Genomic DNA, 19,494 nt, shown 5'->3' on the forward strand with positions numbered 1-19,494 from the left:
TTTATTCTTTTTCCATAGTATCAACCACAGGCCAATTGCCCATGTCCACCCACATGATAATGGCATCTTCATTTGTATCGGTATAATATTTTTTGCGAAGCCCCTTTTCTTTAAAGCCTACTTTTTCGTATAATTGGCGAGCGGTATAATTGGAAGGCCTAACTTCCAAGGTCATGCGCATGGCACCCCTTAATACCGCCTGACGCATCATTTCCAACAATAGGGCTTTGCCGATCTTTTTGCCCCGGTAATCCGGGTGAACAGCTATGTTGGTAATATGAGCTTCATCAAGAACCAGCCACATTCCAGCATAGGCAATTACCTTCTCTTGCTGGATGGCTACTAAATATACTGCAAAATTATTTTGAGTAATTTCATAGGTAAAGGATTGCTGGGACCAGGGCGTTGGAAAGGAAACCTGCTCAATTTGCAGCACACCTGGAATGTGTTCAACCGTCATTTCAGCCAGCATAAAATCCATAACTTCACCTACTTTCGCATTTGGCGGCTAACTTAACCTCTGCTTCGGATAATCTGATATATTCTGGTTCCAGATCTAGGGGCATTACCCCACCCCCGGCCAGCATTTCCCAATAACCTAATTCAGCCACTGCTGCACCTCTGGGCAATTGGGCAGATTGAGCTCCAAATAGCGCCCGCTGACCCAATAATTTTATAATTTCTTCCTGATAAACCGGTACAGCATCCCCCACAAAGGTAACAGGCCCTGGCCACTTCTCTAATTTCTGAACTAACTCAGAAATTCCAATGGCCAAGGGACCTTCCAACATTTCAGGCCGACCCGTTCTACCCCTAAAGATACTGGTGTAGACTTCGTTCTTACGGGCATTTAAGATAGGACAAACAATCTGCTCTCGGGCCATCAAAGGTAAAGCCAGGGCCTCTAGGGTAGATACCCCTATAATCGGAATCTGCCAAATCCATGCCAGGGTTTTGGCTGTTGTCATACCAATCCTTAGTCCGGTAAAGGAACCAGGTCCCGAAGATACTGCCACAGCATTCACTTGCTTAGTCGTTATCCCCGCTTCTTCAATAATATCTTTAATCATTGGCAATAAATTGACCGAATGGGTTCGACGGTTGTTCACAAGGCGTTCTGCCAGGATTCGTCCGTTCTCCACCATCGCTACCCCAGCCACCGGTGTTGCTGCTTCAATTCCCAGAATGTACAAGTTTGATCAACTCCTCTACTAGCTGTTGATAACGATTGCCCGCAGGCTCAAAATAGACAATACGGACTGACTCCGCATTGGCTTCCCTGATTAAATTTATGTCCAATCGCTCCTGGGGTAGAACGTCCCTAACCCGTTGGGCCCATTCAATCAGGCATACACCATGTCCATAAAAATATTCTTCATAACCCAGATCCTCCATATCCTCAGGACCGTCCAGGCGATAAACATCAAAGTGGTAAAGGGGCAGCCTGCCCTCATATTCGTTAATTAAGGTAAAGGTCGGACTGGTTACTGCACCGGTTACGCCTAACCCTCTGGCCACACCCTGGGAAAAGGCCGTTTTCCCAGCCCCCAGATCTCCATTAAGGCATATAACATCCCCGGGCTTTAACAAGGTTGCCAACTGTTCTCCTAGGTACTTTGTTTCCTCCGGGGAACCGGTTTTGATTTCCGATAATATCATATGTATTGATCACCTTTCATTACATTAAAAATGACTGTACCCCTGCAACAGAATGGTTTCTTTGGCGCCATCTTCTTTTTCCAGGACCATCCCTTCCGAAGAGTGGGTTATAATCCCAATGGCTTTATATAAAATTCCTTCCTTGCCAAGGGCATTCTCTATGTATTCTTGCCGCTCTGGACGAAGAGTAAAAAGAAGTTCATAATCCTCGCCGCCATCCATAATCCAATCCAGGGTGTTCCTGCCGGTCAGGCAAGCTAACTGCTCTACCTCAGGCAAAACAGGAAGGCTCTTTTCCCTGATTAAACAGCCGGCGGAACTTGCCCGGCAGATTTCCCTTAATTCCGCAGCCAACCCATCGCTATTGTCATCAAGGGCTGTGACACCCTCCAACTCACTTAATATTCTTGCTGCGGCCACCCGGGGTTCCGGCAGCAGATGGGACCGAATTACTTTTTCCTTCAACTCAACAGGATAGTCACCATTATGACTTAGGATGTAAAGCCCCGCTGCGGAAGTCCCTAGAAAACCAGTTGTATAAATCAAATCCCCGGGCTTGGCTCCCGAGCGAAATACCGCCCGACCCTCTTCCACTTCACCCATCAGGGCAATGTTAATCACCAGCGGCCCCGGTGACTTTACGGTATCGCCTCCCACTAGATTAACCTTAAACCGGCAAGCCATCTCCTTTAGGCCCCGGTAGAGTTCTTCTATATCTTCTACCCGGGTCTCCTCGGGGATTCCTACGGAGACCACGGCATGGCTGGGATACCCCCCCATGGCAGCCACATCACTAATATTGACAGCCAAGGCCTTATAACCCACTTGATAATATTGAGACCAATCCAAACGAAAGTGAATATTTTCCATCATCATATCTGTTGTCAATAACTGCCATTTTGTTCCGGGGGGTTTTAAAACTGCTGCATCATCACCGATTCCTGCAATAACCTTCTCCGGGTCATAAAGCATATTCTTGTTTAATAGATCAATTAAGCCAAATTCACCAAGCTTTGCCAGTCTCACCACAGGGCAACTCCCTCCTGCCAAACTATGGTTATTATATAGCAAAAACCCCCTATCTGTAAAAGATAGAGGGCTGAGTATTGCCAATTCCGGGTCCTTTAAACAGCCTAACAAGATTCCGGTTCTTTACCCAAGTACTGGGCCACAATTTTCATAGCGCAAAAATCGCCGCACATGGTGCAAGCCTCATGACCATCAGGATTACGTTCTTGCCTAATTTTTGCTGCCCTTTGTGGATCAATGGCCAGTTTTATTTGTTCATCCCAGTCCAGTGCCTTACGTGCCCTGGCCATTTTTTTATCCCATTCCAGGGCTCCGGGAATCCCTTTGACAATATCCGCAGCATGGGCTGCAATACGAGAGGCCATAATCCCTTCTCGTACATCCTCCAGGGTTGGTAAACCCAGATGTTCCGCTGGGGTAACGTAACATAAGAAATCTGCCCCTGCGGCAGCAGCTACGGTTCCGCCAATGGCTGCGGTTATATGGTCATAACCCGGTGCAACATCTGTAACCAAGGGACCCAGCACATAAAAGGGCGCCCCTTTGCAGAGGGTTTTTTGCACCTCAATGTTGGCCCGAATTTGATCCAACGGAACATGACCAGGTCCCTCCACCATGGCCTGAACTCCTTTTTCCCTGGCTTTATCCACCAATTCACCCAGGATAATCAACTCCTGGATTTGTGCCCTATCAGTTGCATCTGCCAGGCAACCCGGACGCAAACCGTCTCCAAGACTTAATGTTACATCATATTTCAAGCAAATATCCAGCAGTCGGTCGAATTGCTCATACAAAGGGTTTTCTTTCCCATGATGAAGCATCCAACCTGTCAGGAAGGACCCTCCCCTGCTTACAATATCTGTAATGCGGGACTGCTTTTTAATGCGTTCTAAAACTTCAAGGGTAATCCCACAATGAACGGTAATAAAATCAACACCGTCTGAACAGTGTCTTTCAACCACTTCAAAAAGATCATCGGCAGTCATGGCAATCATGCTACCCCTTTTGTTACGGTTTTCTAAAAAAGATTGATAGATCGGTACTGTACCCACTGCAATGGTACTTTCTTCAATGATCCGTCGGCGCCCCTGGTCAATTTCTCCACCAGTACTTAAGTCCATTACAGCATCTGCTCCGGCTTCCAGTACAACCTTAAGTTTTTCCAGTTCTTTTTCTATATCCGTAAAACTGGTGGATGTACCAATATTGGCATTAACCTTTGTTTTTAGACCCTTGCCAAAACCAACGGGATCTAAATTGCGGTGATTAATATTCGCAGGGATAACAATGCTTCCTTCAGCAACACCCTGCCGTATAAATTCCGGGCTAAGGCCTTCCTTTTCAGCCACCCGTTTCATGGCAGTGGTTATTTCCCCTGCCCTCGCCGCTAGCATTTGCGTCATAGCTTCTCCTCCTTAGAAAAATAAAAAATGCCCATAGGAAATATGGGCATAAAATAGTATAGTACTCCCCACATTCCCTTCGCTGGTATTAACCAGATCAGGTTCAAAGAGTCAAGCACATCATCGGGTGCCTATCTCAGCCCGCCTCTTCGGGCCCCCCTAATGGTTTATATTCAATTATCCCTTTTATTCAACAGTAAGTCACTAAATTCCTGCGTGTCGAGAAAAACTTTACCTATGCAAGTCTTGATGCAGTATACCCGTGAAAAAAGTTAAACTACCCCTAGGCATAGTTGCTAATACAGGCCTGCTGATAAGATTTTCTATTTGTGGTAATATAACCCAATAAGTTTTTGATTTCATCCACGTCAAAGGGCTTGCTCATACACATAAAGTCACCCTTTTGCATAGCAATTGTTGCTGTGTCTTCAGCACTATAGGCAGTCATCATAACAACTTCTGTATTAGGGGCAAGGGATTTAATTTTACCAAGGGCTTCTAGACCACCCATGATTGGCATTCTTACGTCCATAAAAATTAAATCCGGTTTCACGTTACGAACCTTATCCACTGCTTCGACACCATTCTGAGCTGTATAGACATTATGCCCGGACTCCTTAACCAGTATTTCTAAGAGGTAACGTACTCCTGCTTGATCATCTACAATTAACACATCCAGTGTTGATTTCATTTTTCTACGCCTCCCGACATTTTGTGACATTGTTCCATAAAAGGTACATATTACCAATTTTACTTATTGTTTTCGACGGGAGTTTGATAAATCCTTCTAAATAAATTGAAATCTTATAGGAATTTTTCTAGTTCTGCAACACCAGACGCCCATTTACAAAAACTTGTTCAACTTGGTGATTTGGATCAAATATTGGCCTATCAGTGACAATGATATCTGCATCCTTACCTACTTCCAAGGACCCCACACGATCTTCAATTCCCAGCAGTTTTGCCGCATTAATTGTGATGGCCCGCAGGGCCTCTTCTTCGGGCAGTCCCCCTTTTACCGCCAGGCCTGCGGATAAGCTAAGATAATGAATTGGTACAACTGGGTGATCTGTCATAATGGCAAAGGGTACCCCTACTTTATACAAGGCCATTGCCGTCTCCAGGCTTCTGTTCATTAGCTCCACCTTAGCCCGGTTACTAATAATGGGGCCCACCACTGCCTTTACACCAGCCTTCGCTATCCAAGGGGCAATTAAGTGACCCTCGGTACAATGTTCTACTATAAGTTGTAAATCAAATTCTTTGGCTATGCGAATAGCAGTCATGATATCATCTGCCCGGTGGGCATGAACCCGCAGAGGTATTTCGCCCTTTAATACCCGTACCACTGCCTCCATCTTTAAATTACGCTCTGGAGGTGTAGTATTTTCAGTGGCCGCCCTGGCTACTTTAGCTTGGTAAGTTTGTGCAGCCACCAGGGTTTCTCGAAGCAGGGCTGCAGATGCCATGCGAGTAACTGGCATTTTATTGCTATTTCCATAAACCCTTTTAGGGTTCTCCCCCAGGGCGCATTTTAGTCCAGCCGGGAAGCGTAAAATCATATCATCCACCACAGTGCCCGAGGTCTTCATAACAACCATCTCACCGCCCACAATATTGGCACTGCCAGGTCCCGTTACAACCGTCGTAACGCCACCTGCCAGTGCATCCTGGAAGCCCAGGTCTGCGGGGTTTACAGCATCGATAGCTCTTAAATGAGGTGTTATAGGATCTGCGGTTTCATTGGTGTCGTCCCCTTCTATACGATAAATCTCTTCCAAAATACCAACATGGGTGTGTGCATCAATTAACCCAGGTATGATATATTTACCGGTGGCATCGATAATTTCAACCTGCCGGGGCAAATTGATACTAGACCCCACATAGGTTATTTTCCCGCCATCTACCAGGACGGTTCCCTTCGGTATCACAGGGCCGTTCATGGTATATACCAAACCATTGATTATAGCAAGCATTTATTACCCTCCATAATAGTTAACTAGTTATTTTTTTGCAGCTTGAACAAACTCTCTAAATAACTGGAAAATAACCGTGTCTTTTTCCCACATGCATTCCGGATGACACTGTACTCCCAGAACAAAGGAATGGGTTGTACTCTCCATTCCCTCCACAACACCGTCCACAGACCAGGCACTGACAATAAAACCTTTCCCCACTGTTCCCACAGCCTGGTGATGATAGGAATTAACAACCATTTTTTTGCCCCAAATCTTTGCTAACCGACTTTCTGGCAAAATGTTGATGGTGTGTGTACCATACCACCTAGGTGCTTCCTGGCTATGCTTTACAGGACATTGAACCGTGGCTCCAATATCTTGAAGTATACTGCCTCCGGCAACAATATTGAGCATCTGAACGCCGCGACAAATGGCCAGTATTGGCAAATCCTGCCCGAGGGCCTGCTTGGTTAAGGTGAACTCAAATTTATCCCTTTCGGGACATATTTCTCCCATCTGGGGGTGTGGTTCTTCCCCGAATATAAGAGGGTCAACATCAACACCACCGGACAAAATGAGTCCATCAACCAACTCTAACAGGAAAGGAACCGAGCTTTCTGGTAGGATACAAGGCAAAACTAAGGGCAAACCTCCGGCAGCTGTCACAGCCTGTATATAATCGCGGCTCAAAAAAGTTCTGCCGGTTTTATCATCATAGGAACTGGTAATACCAATAATGGGAATCATAGCTTCCCTCCTTGTGAATTAAAAATACACCCCTCATATGGAGTGTATTCATAACCCTGCTAGATTTCCACCAGTCCCAGACTAATTTCAACGGCCCGGTTCACTTTGTTCATGAAATCATTGTTTAAAGAGGATACCTTCTCAAACAGCCTACTTTTATCAATGGTTCTAAGCTGTTCCAAAAGAACCACAGAATCTTTCTCAAGCCCACTTTCCTTGGCCTGGATTTCAACGTGAGTAGGTAACTTTGCCTTTGCAATTTGGGAGGTTATGGCAGCAATAATGGTAGTGGGACTGTACTGATTCCCAATATCGTTTTGCAGAATCAACACCGGCCTGATGCCTCCCTGTTCTGAGCCGACCACAGGGCTGAGGTCAGCGTAAAAAACATCTCCTCGCCGGACTTGCATGAAAGTTTTATCCCTCCGCTTTGGCCAGCTCGTAACCACTGGAAACATTTTCAATGCGCTGGTATTCGATGGCCAGAGCCAGGTTTAATTTAGCCATTTCTAAATAACCTTTTTTCATTTGTTCCCTTAAAAGGCGTCGTTTACGCTCAGCAATATATAACTTCATTGCCTCCCTAATAAACTCACTGCGATTGACCCTTTCTTCCTCGACGATATTGTCCACTTCCTCCAGCAGACTGTCGGGTAGGCTAATCATGATTCGTTTAATCTGTGCTTGTGACACCTACCGGACCCCCTTGTTCTATACTAAAAGATACATGTTAAATATATACCCAAAACTGGATAAATTATGTCAAATCATTATCTGGTGCATCCTTAGCAGCATTGGGACCTCTGCCCAGGCAAATTTTACCTGTACGCACCATTTCCACGATACCATGTCCCTGCAACATACTGCAGAGAGCATCAATCTTCTCTTCTGTGCCGGTTAACTCAATAACCATGGTCTCACTGTTTACATCAACCACATTGGCCCGGAAAATATCCACAATGTTAACAATATCAGCACGATGACCTGGTTCATTGGCCTTTACTTTGATCAAGGCCAATTCTCTGTTAATTGATTCGGAAGCACTCAGTTCATGAATTTTGATGACATCCACCAGTTTACTGAGTTGTTTTACGACCTGATAAAGAATATGATCATCACCCTGAACAACCAAAGTAATGCGGGTGATATTGGGATCTTCTGTATAACCTGCTGCAATACTTTCAATATTAAACATACGCCGACTGATCAGGCCAGAAATTCTCGCTAATACACCGGGCTTATTTAACACTAGGACGGCCAAACTATGTCTCACTTGATAACCCTCCTTAATCACCAAGGCATCTGATAACTTTTTAGCACCCTCGTTATATCGACCAAGGTTATTCTTTTCTACAAAACCATTCAATATCCTTGTATATAATAGCATGCAAATAATGGTATTGCTATTCTATAACCTTTGTGCCACAGTTAGGACAGAATTTTCCTTCTTCGGGTAACTGAGTGTTGCAGGCAGGACATACCGGTGGCTTGGGCATCAATTTATCTATCTGTTCCTTAAAGTTCAGTATATCCTGCTCTACAGCTTGGGTACTTTGGCACAGACGTTCAATCTCCTCTGCCAGTGCTTCTTCTCCCTTAAACTTTCGATAATAAAGTTCACCTATTGCTTCAATGTTATTAACCATAATTTTCTCCAGTTTACTGATTTCATAACGCATCTTGGTAACTTCCACCAGTTCACCGGACTTTTTGGTTATTTCCTTTGCTTTCTCCCCAATATCCTTGGCCTTCTCGCTAATGTTTTTAATAAATTCCACCTTTATCCTCCTCCTTTTATTTCAATTCCAGAATGACAGCACTCTCCTCACAGTTGGGAAACTGCGGGCAGTTAACACATTCTTTCCATACCTTTTGAGGTAATGACTCTTTATCCGTTAAGTGAAACCCGCATTTCACAAAAAATTCCGGTTTATAAGTTAGGGCAAATACCCTTGGCAAATCAAGTTGCTTTGCTTCTTTAAGGAAGGTCTCCACCAGGGCCTTCCCTAACCCCTGTCTGAGGTATTCCGGTACAACTGCCAGTGCTCTTATTTCCGCCAAATCACTCCAGAGCACATGAAGGGATCCTGCGGCCACAACCAGGTTATTCATTTCCACTACAGAAAATTCTCGGATACCTTCATAAAGGGTCGTACGGGCCCGAGCCAACATTTTCCCTTCCGTCGCATAATGATTAATGAGTTTATGGATATCTTCAACATCGGATATCTTTGCCTTTCTTATGAGCACTGCTACATCTCCTCTAGGAAAAAGTATATATCAGTATATATAAGATTATATTCGCTATTTTTCATAGATAACCTGCCCGGTTCAACAAAATTCACCTGACCATAGTAATAGTGAGAAAAAATTTCTCCCGGCAGGAACCGGAAACTAAACCTTTACATAACATGAATCAGGAAGGAGGAAGTTGCTTTGTCTGTTATTATTGCTGATCCTATCCCATTTCATCACCACTTTGTTATCGGACGTACCGCAACTATTAATAATCATTACCATAGTTTTTCTGGGGTTACCGGCCCTGAAATACCATTACCCCATTGTGCTAATCTAGGGCATGTCCATGAAATATATGTTACTCATTGTTCATTTCTCTACATGCATAATCATCAAATTAAAGGAATAACCGGCCCTCCGATATGGCTTTCTGAAACTGAACATTATCACATCATTTATGGCTCTACTTACCCTTGTCCTGCAGACAATCATATTCATGATTTCTCCGGTTCTTCTAAAATATTTTGCTTATAATAACCCTGCCGTTTTTTAGCGACAGGGTTTTCTTATGAGTATTAATAGCGATATTTTTGAAAGAATTTTACCAGGAGGGCGCCCGCTGCAAAACCGCCGATATGAGCCAGAAAAGCCACTGATTGTGCTCCCTGAATACTAAAAGTTTGGTTAACAACCTGTAACAGAAACCAAAAACCTAAAAAATAAAGGGCCGGTATATGAATGATCTGGATAAAAACAAAAATGGGGATAAGAGTAAGTACTCTGGCGTGGGGGAATAAAACAAAGTACCCACCCAATACACCAGCAATGGCGCCACTGGCACCAATCAACGGCGAAGTGGAGGTAGGATCTGAGAAAACGTGGGCCAGGGTTGCGGAATAACCAGTAATCAAATAAAACAATAAAAATCGCAACTTACCCATACGGTCTTCAACATTGTCCCCAAAGATCCACAGGTACAACATATTACCCAGGAAATGCATCCAACTACCGTGTAAAAACATGGCCGTAGTCATGAAGAAAAACTGACCAAGCAATCCATATTTGAATATTTCAGCCGGCGTAACACCCAGGGCAAAGATCAGATTATCCATATAAGGACCGAGAGATTGCTCATACAACCAGGCAAAGGTATTCAGCAAAATCAGGATTATCGTAACAAGGGGAAATCTTCTCGAAGGAATATTGTCCTTTAACGGGATCACAACAGGATACCTCCAGCACTTTTTGATTATTATATATCAATTTATGGTTTGAGTTATTACAATGTTATTACTATTTCTCAATATGCCAAAGAAGACCCGCAGTTCTCACTGCGGGTCTCTGTTAATGCTTAGGGCAGGGGTTTAGCGGGTTAAACTCCTTCATATACTTTGGTTCTACTTCCCTCCAGGATTCACCAATGGGTTCCAAATACAGCTCTCCCATTCTTTGAACTTCCCTTTTAAAGTCTTCTGGGGTACCTTCTCCTTCCACCAGGTTTTCCATATTTTGATTGGCATCTTCAGAGAAGATTTTATAAGATATTTTACCCGTTGCCGTTTCCAGTTTAGAGAAGGCCTTGAGGCGTTTGCCATCCATATCTCCAACCAAAATTTTATGCACTTCCTCGCCTGGTGTTTTATAAACGTAAATATCTTGTTCTGGCAAACGTTGCATGATATTCACCCCCGTTTCTTTTTGTCACTATCATTTTAGTTTATCATACCGCCCTGGGGCTTTGCTCATTCTCAATATTTGTTATGAATAAACTTTGTATAAAGTCCTTTAGATAATAAATTCCTTCTTTTTTTCAGGTCGGCCTTCCAACTCCTGTTTCTTTGCTTCATAGCCCGGCCTGCCAAGCAATGCATACGTAGCATTTTTACCTTCTTCCACACCCGGCTGATCAAAGGCATTGATATTTAGAAGTTCCCCAGTAAAGGCCGTTTCTATCTCCAACAACTGGATAAGCTGTCCAATGGTAAAGGCATTAATTTCCGGCAATATAATAGTCATATTCAAACGGTGGGCCTTCATTAACGCGTATTCTGTGGCCATTTGTTCTGCTGTGATGAGATCTCCCAGACTGTGCCCCCCTAAAAAGGAGATTCCCGGTATATGATTAAAGACTTTGGGTATAGCAACCTCCTGGCGGTAACGGCTGACACCCAAAAAGGTAACAACTTTATCAAAGGGTCCCTCAACATATAACTGAACCTGTGAATGTTGATCGGTGGTTCCCAAGGCTTTAACGGGTGTTTGACCGACAAATACTTCTTCTCCTGTAAGACTTTTACGCTTACCAAGGCTTTCTGCCCATAGCTGGGCATACCAATCAGCAAAGTACTTCAAGGCATCCGTATAGGGCATCATCACAGATACGTTCTTTCCCCGTTCCATGGCCAGATACTGCAGGGTTGACCGTATATAGGCTGGATTCCGGTAAACATCCGCTTCTTCACAGAGTTGATCCATATAGGCTGCCCCGGCCAATAATTCGGTAATATCGATGCCACATACAGCTGCAGGCAATAATCCCACCGGACATAGTTCTGAGAAACGTCCCCCTACACCCTGGGGTATAATAAAGGTTTTATAGCCTTCTTCCTGGGCTATTTTAATAAGGTTTCCCTTCTCGGCATCAGTGGTAGCGATCATATTTTTGGCATAGGTGTTCCCCAGTTTATCACGGAGTAGCTGGTAAACAATCATGAATTGTGCCATGGTCTCCGAGGTGCTGCCTGATTTACTAATGACATTAAACACCGTCTTCTTGGGGTCAATCACATCAAACAAAGCAGCAACCCGCTCCGGGTCCACGTTGTCTAAAACATAGAGTCTGGGGCCACCACGTTTTTCTGTGGCTAATTCATTATAATGCAGGTGATTAAGGGCCGTTTGTACTGCCAACGGCCCCAGGGCAGAGCCGCCAATGCCCAGAACAACAAAGTTTTCACACCAGGTGCGTAATTCTTGGGCTGTTTCCAAAATATCCTTTATCACATCTGCTTGCTCAAAGGGAAGTTTTCTCCAGTCCATTTCGCCGGCGGCTCTTTTCTCCTTCATGTTTTGATGTGCCTCTGATATCTTGACCGCCAGGGCATCAATATCCTCCTTAGAAAAACCTTCCACCGGGCCAGCAAAGCCTTTCATCATATTATTAAAATCAACCTTTAACTTCATTTCTTCCTGCCAGTGGGGTTGTTGGTATCTGTTCATTCATAACCTCCTCTAGAAAGTGCTCCCTATATAATACCATTATATTCCATTAATTCCTGCTAAGAAATTATCGTTAGTTTGCCCCTTTTTTGGACAAAAATCAATATATTGTTTGCAATATTCGACCAAAAATATAAATTTTTGTGCTATTATGTAAAATAATACAATTATATATTAGAGGTGCTCACCATGAATCTTAAACTTGAAATCGGAAAGTAGCTTCCCGAGCTTGACTTAATCCCTCAAATAACCAAATTTTAGGGCATTAAACCACTGTTTTTATGGTCTCTGAAATTCTTGGCGTCTGGAATATGGTATTACTCCTAAGTACCCCAATAAAGGCTAGGTTTTAGGGTACAGTTAATAAGACCCCTTTTGGGGGATCAGTGACACCAGATATTTAGGTCGTCCGATGTTTGTTTAACCGGAACTTACTGCAACCCATGCCTGTGTGCAGAGAAATTCTTGTAGTTTTTCCTTGGCATTTTTCAAAACCTTTTGTAGCCAGGGATTAGGGGCTAACTTTATATGGCGGTAACGGTCGTTGCCTACAATGTTCCCAGGTACATTCAGTATTTTGCGGCGGATAGTTGGCACTTCAGCACGACTGTCTTTGCCATCCAATAAGACCAAGCGAAACCAGTTGAGAATGTTATACGATAATACTTTGAGCCACATAAAGGCTATATTTCGATCCAACTCTGCCTGACTCATTTTTTCAAAGCCTAGACCAACCTTGAGTTCATCAATTTTGTTTTCAATATTGCAACGCTTATTGTATTGGTGCCATACCTCCTCTGGGTTGTACTCGTCGCTAGAAGTAATTATCACTTGGTAATCAAATGTCTTTAGGTCAAAGTTAAGTTGCTCACCAGATACCTTTGGTTCTTGAGTTTCACGGATAAATACAAACCTGCGGGCTTTGGACCATTTAGGCAATGGAAGAGTAATTTCTGCTGCAGCGTAGTGGTTGCTCAAAGGCTGCCATCGTTCCTGATCATCAAGGTATTTAATGACTTTTTTCATATTACTGGTGAGCTTAGCCTTACAAATATACTCAATGCCCTGTTCTTCCAGGTAGGCGAAGTTATCTTCATCAAAAAAACCTTTATCCATGCGTATGCCTTTTACGAGGATATTCTGGTTGGCTAAGATCTCTAGTGTCTCTTTAAGAAACTCCATAAATTGGCCGTTACTGGCGACATTCCCACTATATAAGCCAGCATTGACCAGTTCGCAAGTTCCGGAGATAAACGCTACTTTTACTTTGTAGGAAGGTCGCCCGTGATACCGGGGATTGTAACCGACTTTTGATCCCTCCTGTTTACCGAAAACAGTGAGGACACTGTCGTCAATATCCAGCCAGACTTCGCGGGATTGGTCGCATTTGGCCTTTAAGGATAACAGTTCCTGATTCACCAGAGACAATTGGTCTAATGCCTCCTGCTCACATATAAGAGATACAAAGTTTCGCAAGGTGCTCTCGTCAGGCACTTGTGTTACTTCCTTAATTTTCTGGTACCCAGGATCAGTTTGTAGAGCATTCATATGAGAAAACCGCAATAATCCCAATGAGAGGGCATCAATGATCGTATCCAACAACTCTGTATCAGAGTATTTACAGTTATGATGCCGCTTAAGAGAGACCCGTTTAAGCATACCGGGTAAATCAACAGCCTTCTTAAAAGCCTCTAGTATACCAAAACTTCCATAAGCGGTTACAGACGAATTGTCAAACCTAAGCGGAAGATCGCTTTTGCTAGTCTGGTGTTGTAGGGAATTTAATTTCTTTTGGTATTTGCGTTCCAAGTTACGTCGTTGTTGACGGGACATAGTTTCAAGTTGATTTGTGGTAATAAGTTGTGATACCATCATTTTAGAGGGTCACCATCCTTTGGAATGATTTGGTTTGGTCACTAAAACATTTCCAGCTAAGGAGTGGTGTACCCTTTTTTTTGCTAAAATTTTTACACGTAAAAATGACTTTGAAGCCTTGACGTTAGAGGATTTCTAAAAGTTACTTTCCGAATCCAAGTTAAAGAAAAAGTTGATGAATCAATTGAAAGTATTTATATCATCTTAGAACAAATCGGCCCCCAAGTGGTAAAAATGATTGCCACCGAGACCGGTGAGAATGTCCATATCATGGGTCAAGGTGGTGTCATCATTGCGACCACTCAGCCAGAAAGACTAGGAACGGTACACGAAGGTGCTAAAAAACTTCTGGCTGGGGAAATTGAGGAAGCTTTTATTACTGAGGAGGATTGCCAACACCTCACTGGTGTTAAACCTGGCTACACAGCGCCAATTATTTATAATGGAAATAAAATCGCGGGCCTAGGGATATCCGGCAATCCCTATCACACCAAACCCATTGCCCGCATTGGCATCCAGATCGTTGAATCCTGGATAACTCGTGAACTGGATCATCTTGCAGTGGAGCAGGCTGTTCTTGAAGTTCATGCCCGGATTGAAGAAGCCACAGCCGCCATAGAGGAGGTATCCGCCTCTGCTCAACATTTAGTAAAAAATGGTCATGCTATGGCCAATGTAGCCGAGGTGGCCACTTCAAAGGTGGAACAAGTTAATCATATTCTGGAGGCCATTGAAGAAATTTCTATCCATAGCAACCTCTTGGGCCTTAACGCAGCCATTGAAGCAGCACGGGCCGGGGAACATGGTCGAGGGTTCGGGGTGGTAGCCACTGAAATCCGTAAGATGGCTACCTCCAGCGCCAAATCCGTAGGGGATACCGCCCTGATTATCTCCCAAATTAAGGATATCTTTCAACAGGTTGCCACTGCGGTAACACAAAATGTATCTGTCACTGAATCCCAGACTGCCTCATTAGAGGAACTATCCGCACAATTAACGGATATAACCTATCAGGTGGATCAGTTGGCTAAAAACTTTAAATAATCTCTTTTACAAAAACCACACGAAAATGTGTGGTTTATTACATTTACTACCCATGCAATTTACCAAACAAGTTTGCCAACCTCCCAATCCCGCTCTTTATTTGATCAGGCGTAGCGTTTGAATAATTTAAACGCAGTGTATTAAGACATGCATCATCTGCGTAGAAGGGAGCACCGGGCACATAGGCCACCTTCTCCTCAATGGCCCTGGACAGAAGTTTTACTGCATCTAAATTTTCCGGTAAGGTCACCCACAAGAACATTCCCCCCTCTGGCTTCGTCCAGGAAACATTGGTTGGGAAATTCTTCTCCATTTCCTGCAGCATTATGTCCCGTCTCCGTCCGTACTCCGAACGAATTGTCTCCACATGGTTTGTTACATTGTAATTCATCAGGTAATGATAAGCAGCTCTTTGCACTAAAGTCCCCGTGTGCAAATCTGTTCCTTGTTTTGCCAGGACAAGTTTCCCCATCAAATCTTTTTCCGCCACAAGCCAACCAAGTCTCAGACCCGGGGCAATGGTTTTAGAGAAAGTACTCAAATAGATTACCCAGCCAGTTTCGTCAAAGGATTTTATAGGAGGAACCACTTCTCCATAATAACGCAGTTCCCCATAAGGGTCATCTTCAATTAAAGGAACCTTATTTTCCTGCACAATTTTAGCCACAGAACGACATCTTTCTTTGCTCAACGTTACACCCGTGGGATTTTTAAAGGTAGGGGTTACGTATATAAGCTTTGGGTGATGCTTTTTAATCGCAATATCCAGTGCCTCTATATTAATTCCCTCATCATCCGTAGGAACATCAATAAAACGTGCTTGGTAGCTTCTAAATACTTGAAGTGCCCCTAGATAACTGGGCTTTTCAACCAACACCACATCCCCGGGATTGATAAACAACTTGGCCAATAGATCCAATGCCTGTTGGGAACCATTTGTTATTAAGATATTGTCCGATTTGGTCTCTATCTCTTTGGCCTGCATTTGTGAAGCAATGTATTCCCTAAGAGGTAAAAATCCTTCTGTGGTGCTGGCAGACCACCAGCAAAGGAGATGATCTTCCAACAACTCCTTTCAGATCCCCTGGTCCCAGCTTTTTAAACCCTATCCTCAAACACCCATGTCGTCAATTATAAAAGAACTGGTTTCTGACCCTCATTCCAGTGAGATCATCTCATTGGCTGTTGGCATGCCCGACCCATTCTTATACCCCTTGGATGTTTTCCAAAGGATATTAGAAAATATGCCAGCAACCAATCCCTCAGACTTTGGTTACATCGCTACTGAAGGGTATTTACCCCTGCGCAGAACCATTGCCCATATGCTATCAAGTAATGGAATTGAAACAACTCCAGAAAGAACTTTAATTCTTTCCGGGGCCCAGCTGTTGGTCCTACCCACCGAGGCCGGACTTAATTTGGAGATTTTGGAGGATTATCTGATTCGTTACCGTCCTAAGTTGTTTTATACTGTATCGACCTATAACAATCCAACCGGACAAGTCCTTACGGAACAAGAACGAAGGGAGCTTTTACTTCTTGCCAGGAGGCATCGTCTGGTTATTGTTGAGGACGATCCGTACAGTCAACTTTATTACGAAGAGAAGCCTCCTTTGCCTATCAAATCCATGGATTCCTTTGAGGGGGTCGTTTATATAGGAACTTTTTCTAAGACCTTAATCCCTGGGTTACGTGTTGGTTTTCTTACGGGTCACTCAGCCCTCATTCATCGTTTGGCCCTTGAGAAACAGTATGTTGACCTTCACAGCAATAACTTCTCCCAGTGGCTTATCAACTTCTACCTGGAACAGGGATACTTTGAAGATCATTTAAACTTTATTCGATCTGAATATAAAAAACGTCGGGATAGCCTTGTCAAAGCCATTCGACGCTATTTAGAAAATAATGTTCATTTTAATGTACCCGGTGGTGGATTTTATCTTTGGTGCAAATTGAAAGGAACGATTACCTCTGGTAGATTATTGCAAGAAGCAACTAAATGTGGGGTTTTCTTTGTCCCTGGCCAAGCCTTTAATGCCCGGCCAACAGAGGAAAATGAATTTCGCCTTTGTTTTGCCAGTCAGCCCGAACCGGTGTTGGTTGAAGGAGTAAAGCGTTTAGCAAAGGCATTAGAAATTCTACAAAAAAGTAAAACTCCCAGGAAAATATCTGAAAGCTTTTTAAAACCAATTGTATAGCCTTATTGCAACGGAGCTGTAATTTTCTATTATGAAACAGCTCCGTATATTTTTCTATATATGTAACATTTATCTATATTCTTACATAATGTGGTAAAGAAGATCCCTTAAAGAACGCTAGGCTGACACCCTACCCTAAAGACACCAGAGCACTGGTGACAGCCTTAGTTCCCCTTGTGTATTTCAGAAAGCTTTATCTTTCTGATCTGCCAACAAAAGAGTTTGGAGGTATGCATATGTCCAAGGAAGACAAAAAAATTGACCAGACGAAAGCTCAGGCTGCTCCTATGGGGCCAATGACAGGTCAACAGGGTATGGTCTATCCTGGTCAACCAGGTATAAACCCTCCCTATCCGCCCATGCCGGGAACCCAGCCTGGTTATTGTCCTGGCGTTCCCTATCCAGGGATGGAACTGGCTCAGGCCTATGTACCCATACAACCCTGTGGAGGTCCCCAGTATGATCTTAGGAAAGCATTGGAAGTGGGTACTTTATACCCCGAATTATATAAGCCCTATCTTTATCCTCACAAATAGACGGAGGTGACTACTATGGATGCTAATACTAACGCCATGCCTCAACATCAAATTCTTATGCAAATCATGCAGTTGGAATTTGCCGGTGTTGAATTAAACCTTTTCTTAGATACTCACCCAGATTGCCAGGAAGCACTCACACAATTTAATCAAGTTCACCAGCAATTGATGCAATGCAAAAAATCTTATGAGCAAATGTACGGTCCACTGTGTAATTATGGTTTCTCACCCAATGTAGGAAATTACTGGAGATGGGTGGAGACCCCCTGGCCCTGGGATATTAAATATTAAAGGAAAGGATTTGTGAGTATGTGGGTCTATGAAAAGAAACTTGAAATACCGGTGAGGGTTTGCGGTCCTAATCCTCGCTTGGCTTCCTATATTATTACCCAATATGGCGGGCCTGAGGGTGAGCTATCCGCCGCACTAAGATATTTAAATATGCGTTACAGTATGCCTACTAATAAGGCTAAAGGTGTTTTAACGGATATCGGCACTGAGGAACTGGCTCATATGGAAATCGTAGCCACCACCGTTTATAAATTGCTAGAAGGGGCTTCCCCTGAACAAATTAAGGCTGCCGGCTGGGGTGGTCATTATGCAGATCATGACAAGGCCCTCTGGTGGGAGAATGCCTCCGGTGTTCCATGGGTTGCCGCCTATGTTTCCGCCACTGGAGATCCGGTTGCCGACCTGCATGAAAATTTAGCAGCTGAGCAAAAGGCCCGGGCAGTTTATGAGAATCTGATTAGACTATCTGATGACCCTGAAGTAACCAACGTCCTACGCTGGCTCCGCGAAAGAGAAGTTGTTCACTTCCAGCGCTTCGGTGAAACTTTGATGGATGTGCAGGAATACGTTAAACAGAAAAAATATTACTAAGGGTAAATAATACAAAACATGGGATATTTTTTACAGTCTGAGGTCACCAAATCGGTGGCCCTTATTATTTCTTTAATTGTTATAAGAACCCTTGTACTTGGAATAATAACTGTAATGAAAGGAGGTGAAGGATTGAAGATTAGTAAAAGAATGACCCTTTTATTATGTATTTTGCTTGTGGCCATTGTAGCTGCCGGTTGCACCGCAGCCCGTAAACCCGAGGTCAATAATACCAAAGATAAAGTTACGCAAGAAAACCGTCAGGCTGAAACATTAGCCAGAGAAGCAACCCAGGTGGAAGGTGTAAAAAAAGCCTATGTGGTTGTATCCGGGAATATGGCTGTGGTAGGTTTGGACACAGATAAAGACACCAAAAAAGCAGAAATTACACGGATAAAAGGTGAGGTTGGGCAACGTCTTAGAAATGCCGATGGCCAAATCAATGATGTAAGGGTAGCCACTGATGCCAATACCGTCACTCGAATTCGTAACATTTCAGAGGGTATTACCAATGGAAAACCTGTCTCCAGCTTTGGTGCCGAACTCAATGAAATTGTTCGTCGCATTACCCCAACAAAGGAATAATTTTGTAATCCCTTGATCTAATCAGGGGATTATCTCTTTTAAATGGTTATTTTATTATTTTTAAAAAATAATCCTTGATTTTTGTCATTTTATACAGTATTACAGTAATATATATATTTTA

Annotated in this window: 25 protein-coding genes and 1 riboswitch; of the genes, 7 read left to right on the forward strand and 18 right to left on the reverse strand. The window is 43.5% G+C overall.

Annotation, left to right across the window (positions count from 1 at the left end; all coding sequences use genetic code 11):
• Position 1: 1 nt before the first annotated feature.
• The 13 genes from rimI to DRED_RS15430 all read right to left on the reverse strand — a co-directional run bounded on the left by rimI (position 2) and on the right by DRED_RS15430 (position 9,046).
• Entirely contained in the window at positions 2–481 is a 480-nt protein-coding gene (gene rimI, locus DRED_RS15370; protein ID WP_011879183.1) for a ribosomal protein S18-alanine N-acetyltransferase, read from the reverse strand.
• Positions 482–485: 4 nt separating this feature from the next.
• A complete protein-coding gene (tsaB, locus tag DRED_RS15375) occupies positions 486–1,193 on the reverse strand; it encodes a tRNA (adenosine(37)-N6)-threonylcarbamoyltransferase complex dimerization subunit type 1 TsaB (protein WP_011879184.1) in 708 nt (235 codons plus the stop codon).
• Entirely contained in the window at positions 1,174–1,659 is a 486-nt protein-coding gene (gene tsaE, locus DRED_RS15380; RefSeq protein WP_011879185.1) for a tRNA (adenosine(37)-N6)-threonylcarbamoyltransferase complex ATPase subunit type 1 TsaE, read from the reverse strand. The genes tsaB and tsaE overlap by 20 nt, the downstream gene beginning before the upstream one ends.
• 24 nt (positions 1,660–1,683) lie before the next feature.
• Entirely contained in the window at positions 1,684–2,688 is a 1,005-nt protein-coding gene (gene thiL, locus DRED_RS15385; protein ID WP_011879186.1) for a thiamine-phosphate kinase, read from the reverse strand.
• Positions 2,689–2,792: 104 nt separating this feature from the next.
• Positions 2,793–4,091 (reverse strand): phosphomethylpyrimidine synthase ThiC, encoded by a 1,299-nt coding sequence (gene thiC / locus DRED_RS15390; RefSeq protein ID WP_011879187.1) that lies wholly within the window; start codon positions 4,089–4,091, stop codon positions 2,793–2,795.
• Positions 4,092–4,147: 56 nt separating this feature from the next.
• Positions 4,148–4,262, reverse strand: a riboswitch (TPP riboswitch).
• Between the two features lie 112 nt (positions 4,263–4,374).
• A complete protein-coding gene (locus tag DRED_RS15395) occupies positions 4,375–4,782 on the reverse strand; it encodes a response regulator (RefSeq protein ID WP_011879188.1) in 408 nt (135 codons plus the stop codon).
• Positions 4,783–4,909: 127 nt separating this feature from the next.
• Positions 4,910–6,067 carry an amidohydrolase gene (locus DRED_RS15400; RefSeq protein ID WP_011879189.1) on the reverse strand — a complete coding sequence of 386 codons (1,158 nt, stop codon included), beginning with the start codon at positions 6,065–6,067 and terminating at the stop codon, positions 4,910–4,912.
• A gap of 27 nt (positions 6,068–6,094) precedes the next feature.
• Complete coding sequence (locus tag DRED_RS15405; protein WP_011879190.1) at positions 6,095–6,796, reverse strand: gamma-glutamyl-gamma-aminobutyrate hydrolase family protein; 702 nt, start codon at positions 6,794–6,796, stop codon at positions 6,095–6,097.
• Positions 6,797–6,855: 59 nt separating this feature from the next.
• Entirely contained in the window at positions 6,856–7,206 is a 351-nt protein-coding gene (locus DRED_RS15410; protein ID WP_011879191.1) for a type II toxin-antitoxin system PemK/MazF family toxin, read from the reverse strand.
• Positions 7,207–7,213: 7 nt separating this feature from the next.
• Complete coding sequence (locus DRED_RS15415; protein ID WP_011879192.1) at positions 7,214–7,489, reverse strand: CopG family ribbon-helix-helix protein; 276 nt, start codon at positions 7,487–7,489, stop codon at positions 7,214–7,216.
• A 64-nt stretch (positions 7,490–7,553) separates the two neighbouring features.
• Positions 7,554–8,069, reverse strand: coding sequence for an acetolactate synthase small subunit (ilvN, locus tag DRED_RS15420; protein ID WP_011879193.1), 516 nt, complete (start codon positions 8,067–8,069; stop codon positions 7,554–7,556).
• A gap of 130 nt (positions 8,070–8,199) precedes the next feature.
• Positions 8,200–8,574 (reverse strand): zinc ribbon domain-containing protein, encoded by a 375-nt coding sequence (locus DRED_RS15425; RefSeq protein ID WP_011879194.1) that lies wholly within the window; start codon positions 8,572–8,574, stop codon positions 8,200–8,202.
• A 16-nt stretch (positions 8,575–8,590) separates the two neighbouring features.
• Positions 8,591–9,046, reverse strand: coding sequence for an N-acetyltransferase (locus DRED_RS15430; protein WP_011879195.1), 456 nt, complete (start codon positions 9,044–9,046; stop codon positions 8,591–8,593).
• Positions 9,047–9,232: 186 nt separating this feature from the next.
• Here DRED_RS15430 and DRED_RS18405 point away from each other — a divergent pair, with 186 nt between their 5' ends.
• Positions 9,233–9,568 carry a YmaF family protein gene (locus tag DRED_RS18405; RefSeq protein WP_011879196.1) on the forward strand — a complete coding sequence of 112 codons (336 nt, stop codon included), beginning with the start codon at positions 9,233–9,235 and terminating at the stop codon, positions 9,566–9,568.
• 41 nt (positions 9,569–9,609) lie between these two features.
• Here the strand turns inward: DRED_RS18405 and DRED_RS15435 are convergent, their stop codons facing one another.
• From DRED_RS15435 to DRED_RS15450, 4 genes are all read right to left on the reverse strand, one after another.
• Entirely contained in the window at positions 9,610–10,257 is a 648-nt protein-coding gene (locus DRED_RS15435; protein ID WP_011879197.1) for a rhomboid family intramembrane serine protease, read from the reverse strand.
• A 121-nt stretch (positions 10,258–10,378) separates the two neighbouring features.
• Entirely contained in the window at positions 10,379–10,711 is a 333-nt protein-coding gene (locus DRED_RS15440; protein ID WP_011879198.1) for a hypothetical protein, read from the reverse strand.
• A gap of 108 nt (positions 10,712–10,819) precedes the next feature.
• Complete coding sequence (locus tag DRED_RS15445; RefSeq protein ID WP_011879199.1) at positions 10,820–12,253, reverse strand: glucose-6-phosphate isomerase; 1,434 nt, start codon at positions 12,251–12,253, stop codon at positions 10,820–10,822.
• A gap of 420 nt (positions 12,254–12,673) precedes the next feature.
• The gene (locus DRED_RS15450) at positions 12,674–14,128 is read right to left on the reverse strand and encodes an IS1380-like element ISDre3 family transposase (RefSeq protein WP_011876820.1); all 1,455 of its coding nucleotides are present in this window, start codon (positions 14,126–14,128) and stop codon (positions 12,674–12,676) included.
• A 201-nt stretch (positions 14,129–14,329) separates the two neighbouring features.
• On the opposite strand from DRED_RS15450, the gene DRED_RS19630 reads away from it, so the two are divergent.
• Complete coding sequence (locus tag DRED_RS19630; protein WP_337998939.1) at positions 14,330–15,172, forward strand: methyl-accepting chemotaxis protein; 843 nt, start codon at positions 14,330–14,332, stop codon at positions 15,170–15,172.
• A 46-nt stretch (positions 15,173–15,218) separates the two neighbouring features.
• Here DRED_RS19630 and DRED_RS15460 read toward each other — a convergent pair whose 3' ends face one another.
• On the reverse strand, positions 15,219–16,241 hold the full coding sequence (locus DRED_RS15460) for an aminotransferase-like domain-containing protein (RefSeq protein ID WP_011879201.1): 1,023 nt from the start codon (positions 16,239–16,241) through the stop codon (positions 15,219–15,221).
• A 52-nt stretch (positions 16,242–16,293) separates the two neighbouring features.
• On the opposite strand from DRED_RS15460, the gene DRED_RS15465 reads away from it, so the two are divergent.
• The 5 genes from DRED_RS15465 to DRED_RS15485 all read left to right on the forward strand — a co-directional run bounded on the left by DRED_RS15465 (position 16,294) and on the right by DRED_RS15485 (position 19,373).
• On the forward strand, positions 16,294–17,370 hold the full coding sequence (locus DRED_RS15465; protein WP_011879202.1) for an aminotransferase-like domain-containing protein: 1,077 nt from the start codon (positions 16,294–16,296) through the stop codon (positions 17,368–17,370).
• A 236-nt stretch (positions 17,371–17,606) separates the two neighbouring features.
• Positions 17,607–17,906, forward strand: coding sequence for a spore coat associated protein CotJA (locus DRED_RS15470; protein WP_011879203.1), 300 nt, complete (start codon positions 17,607–17,609; stop codon positions 17,904–17,906).
• 15 nt (positions 17,907–17,921) lie between these two features.
• On the forward strand, positions 17,922–18,197 hold the full coding sequence (locus DRED_RS15475; RefSeq protein WP_041274673.1) for a spore coat protein CotJB: 276 nt from the start codon (positions 17,922–17,924) through the stop codon (positions 18,195–18,197).
• 18 nt (positions 18,198–18,215) lie between these two features.
• Positions 18,216–18,788 carry a manganese catalase family protein gene (locus tag DRED_RS15480; protein WP_011879205.1) on the forward strand — a complete coding sequence of 191 codons (573 nt, stop codon included), beginning with the start codon at positions 18,216–18,218 and terminating at the stop codon, positions 18,786–18,788.
• A gap of 132 nt (positions 18,789–18,920) precedes the next feature.
• On the forward strand, positions 18,921–19,373 hold the full coding sequence (locus DRED_RS15485; protein WP_156779683.1) for a YhcN/YlaJ family sporulation lipoprotein: 453 nt from the start codon (positions 18,921–18,923) through the stop codon (positions 19,371–19,373).
• The last annotated feature ends 121 nt before the right edge of the window (positions 19,374–19,494 follow it).

The sequence above is a fragment of the Desulforamulus reducens MI-1 genome, assembly GCF_000016165.1.
GTDB classification, from domain to species: Bacteria; Bacillota; Desulfotomaculia; order Desulfotomaculales; family Desulfotomaculaceae; genus Desulfotomaculum; species Desulfotomaculum reducens.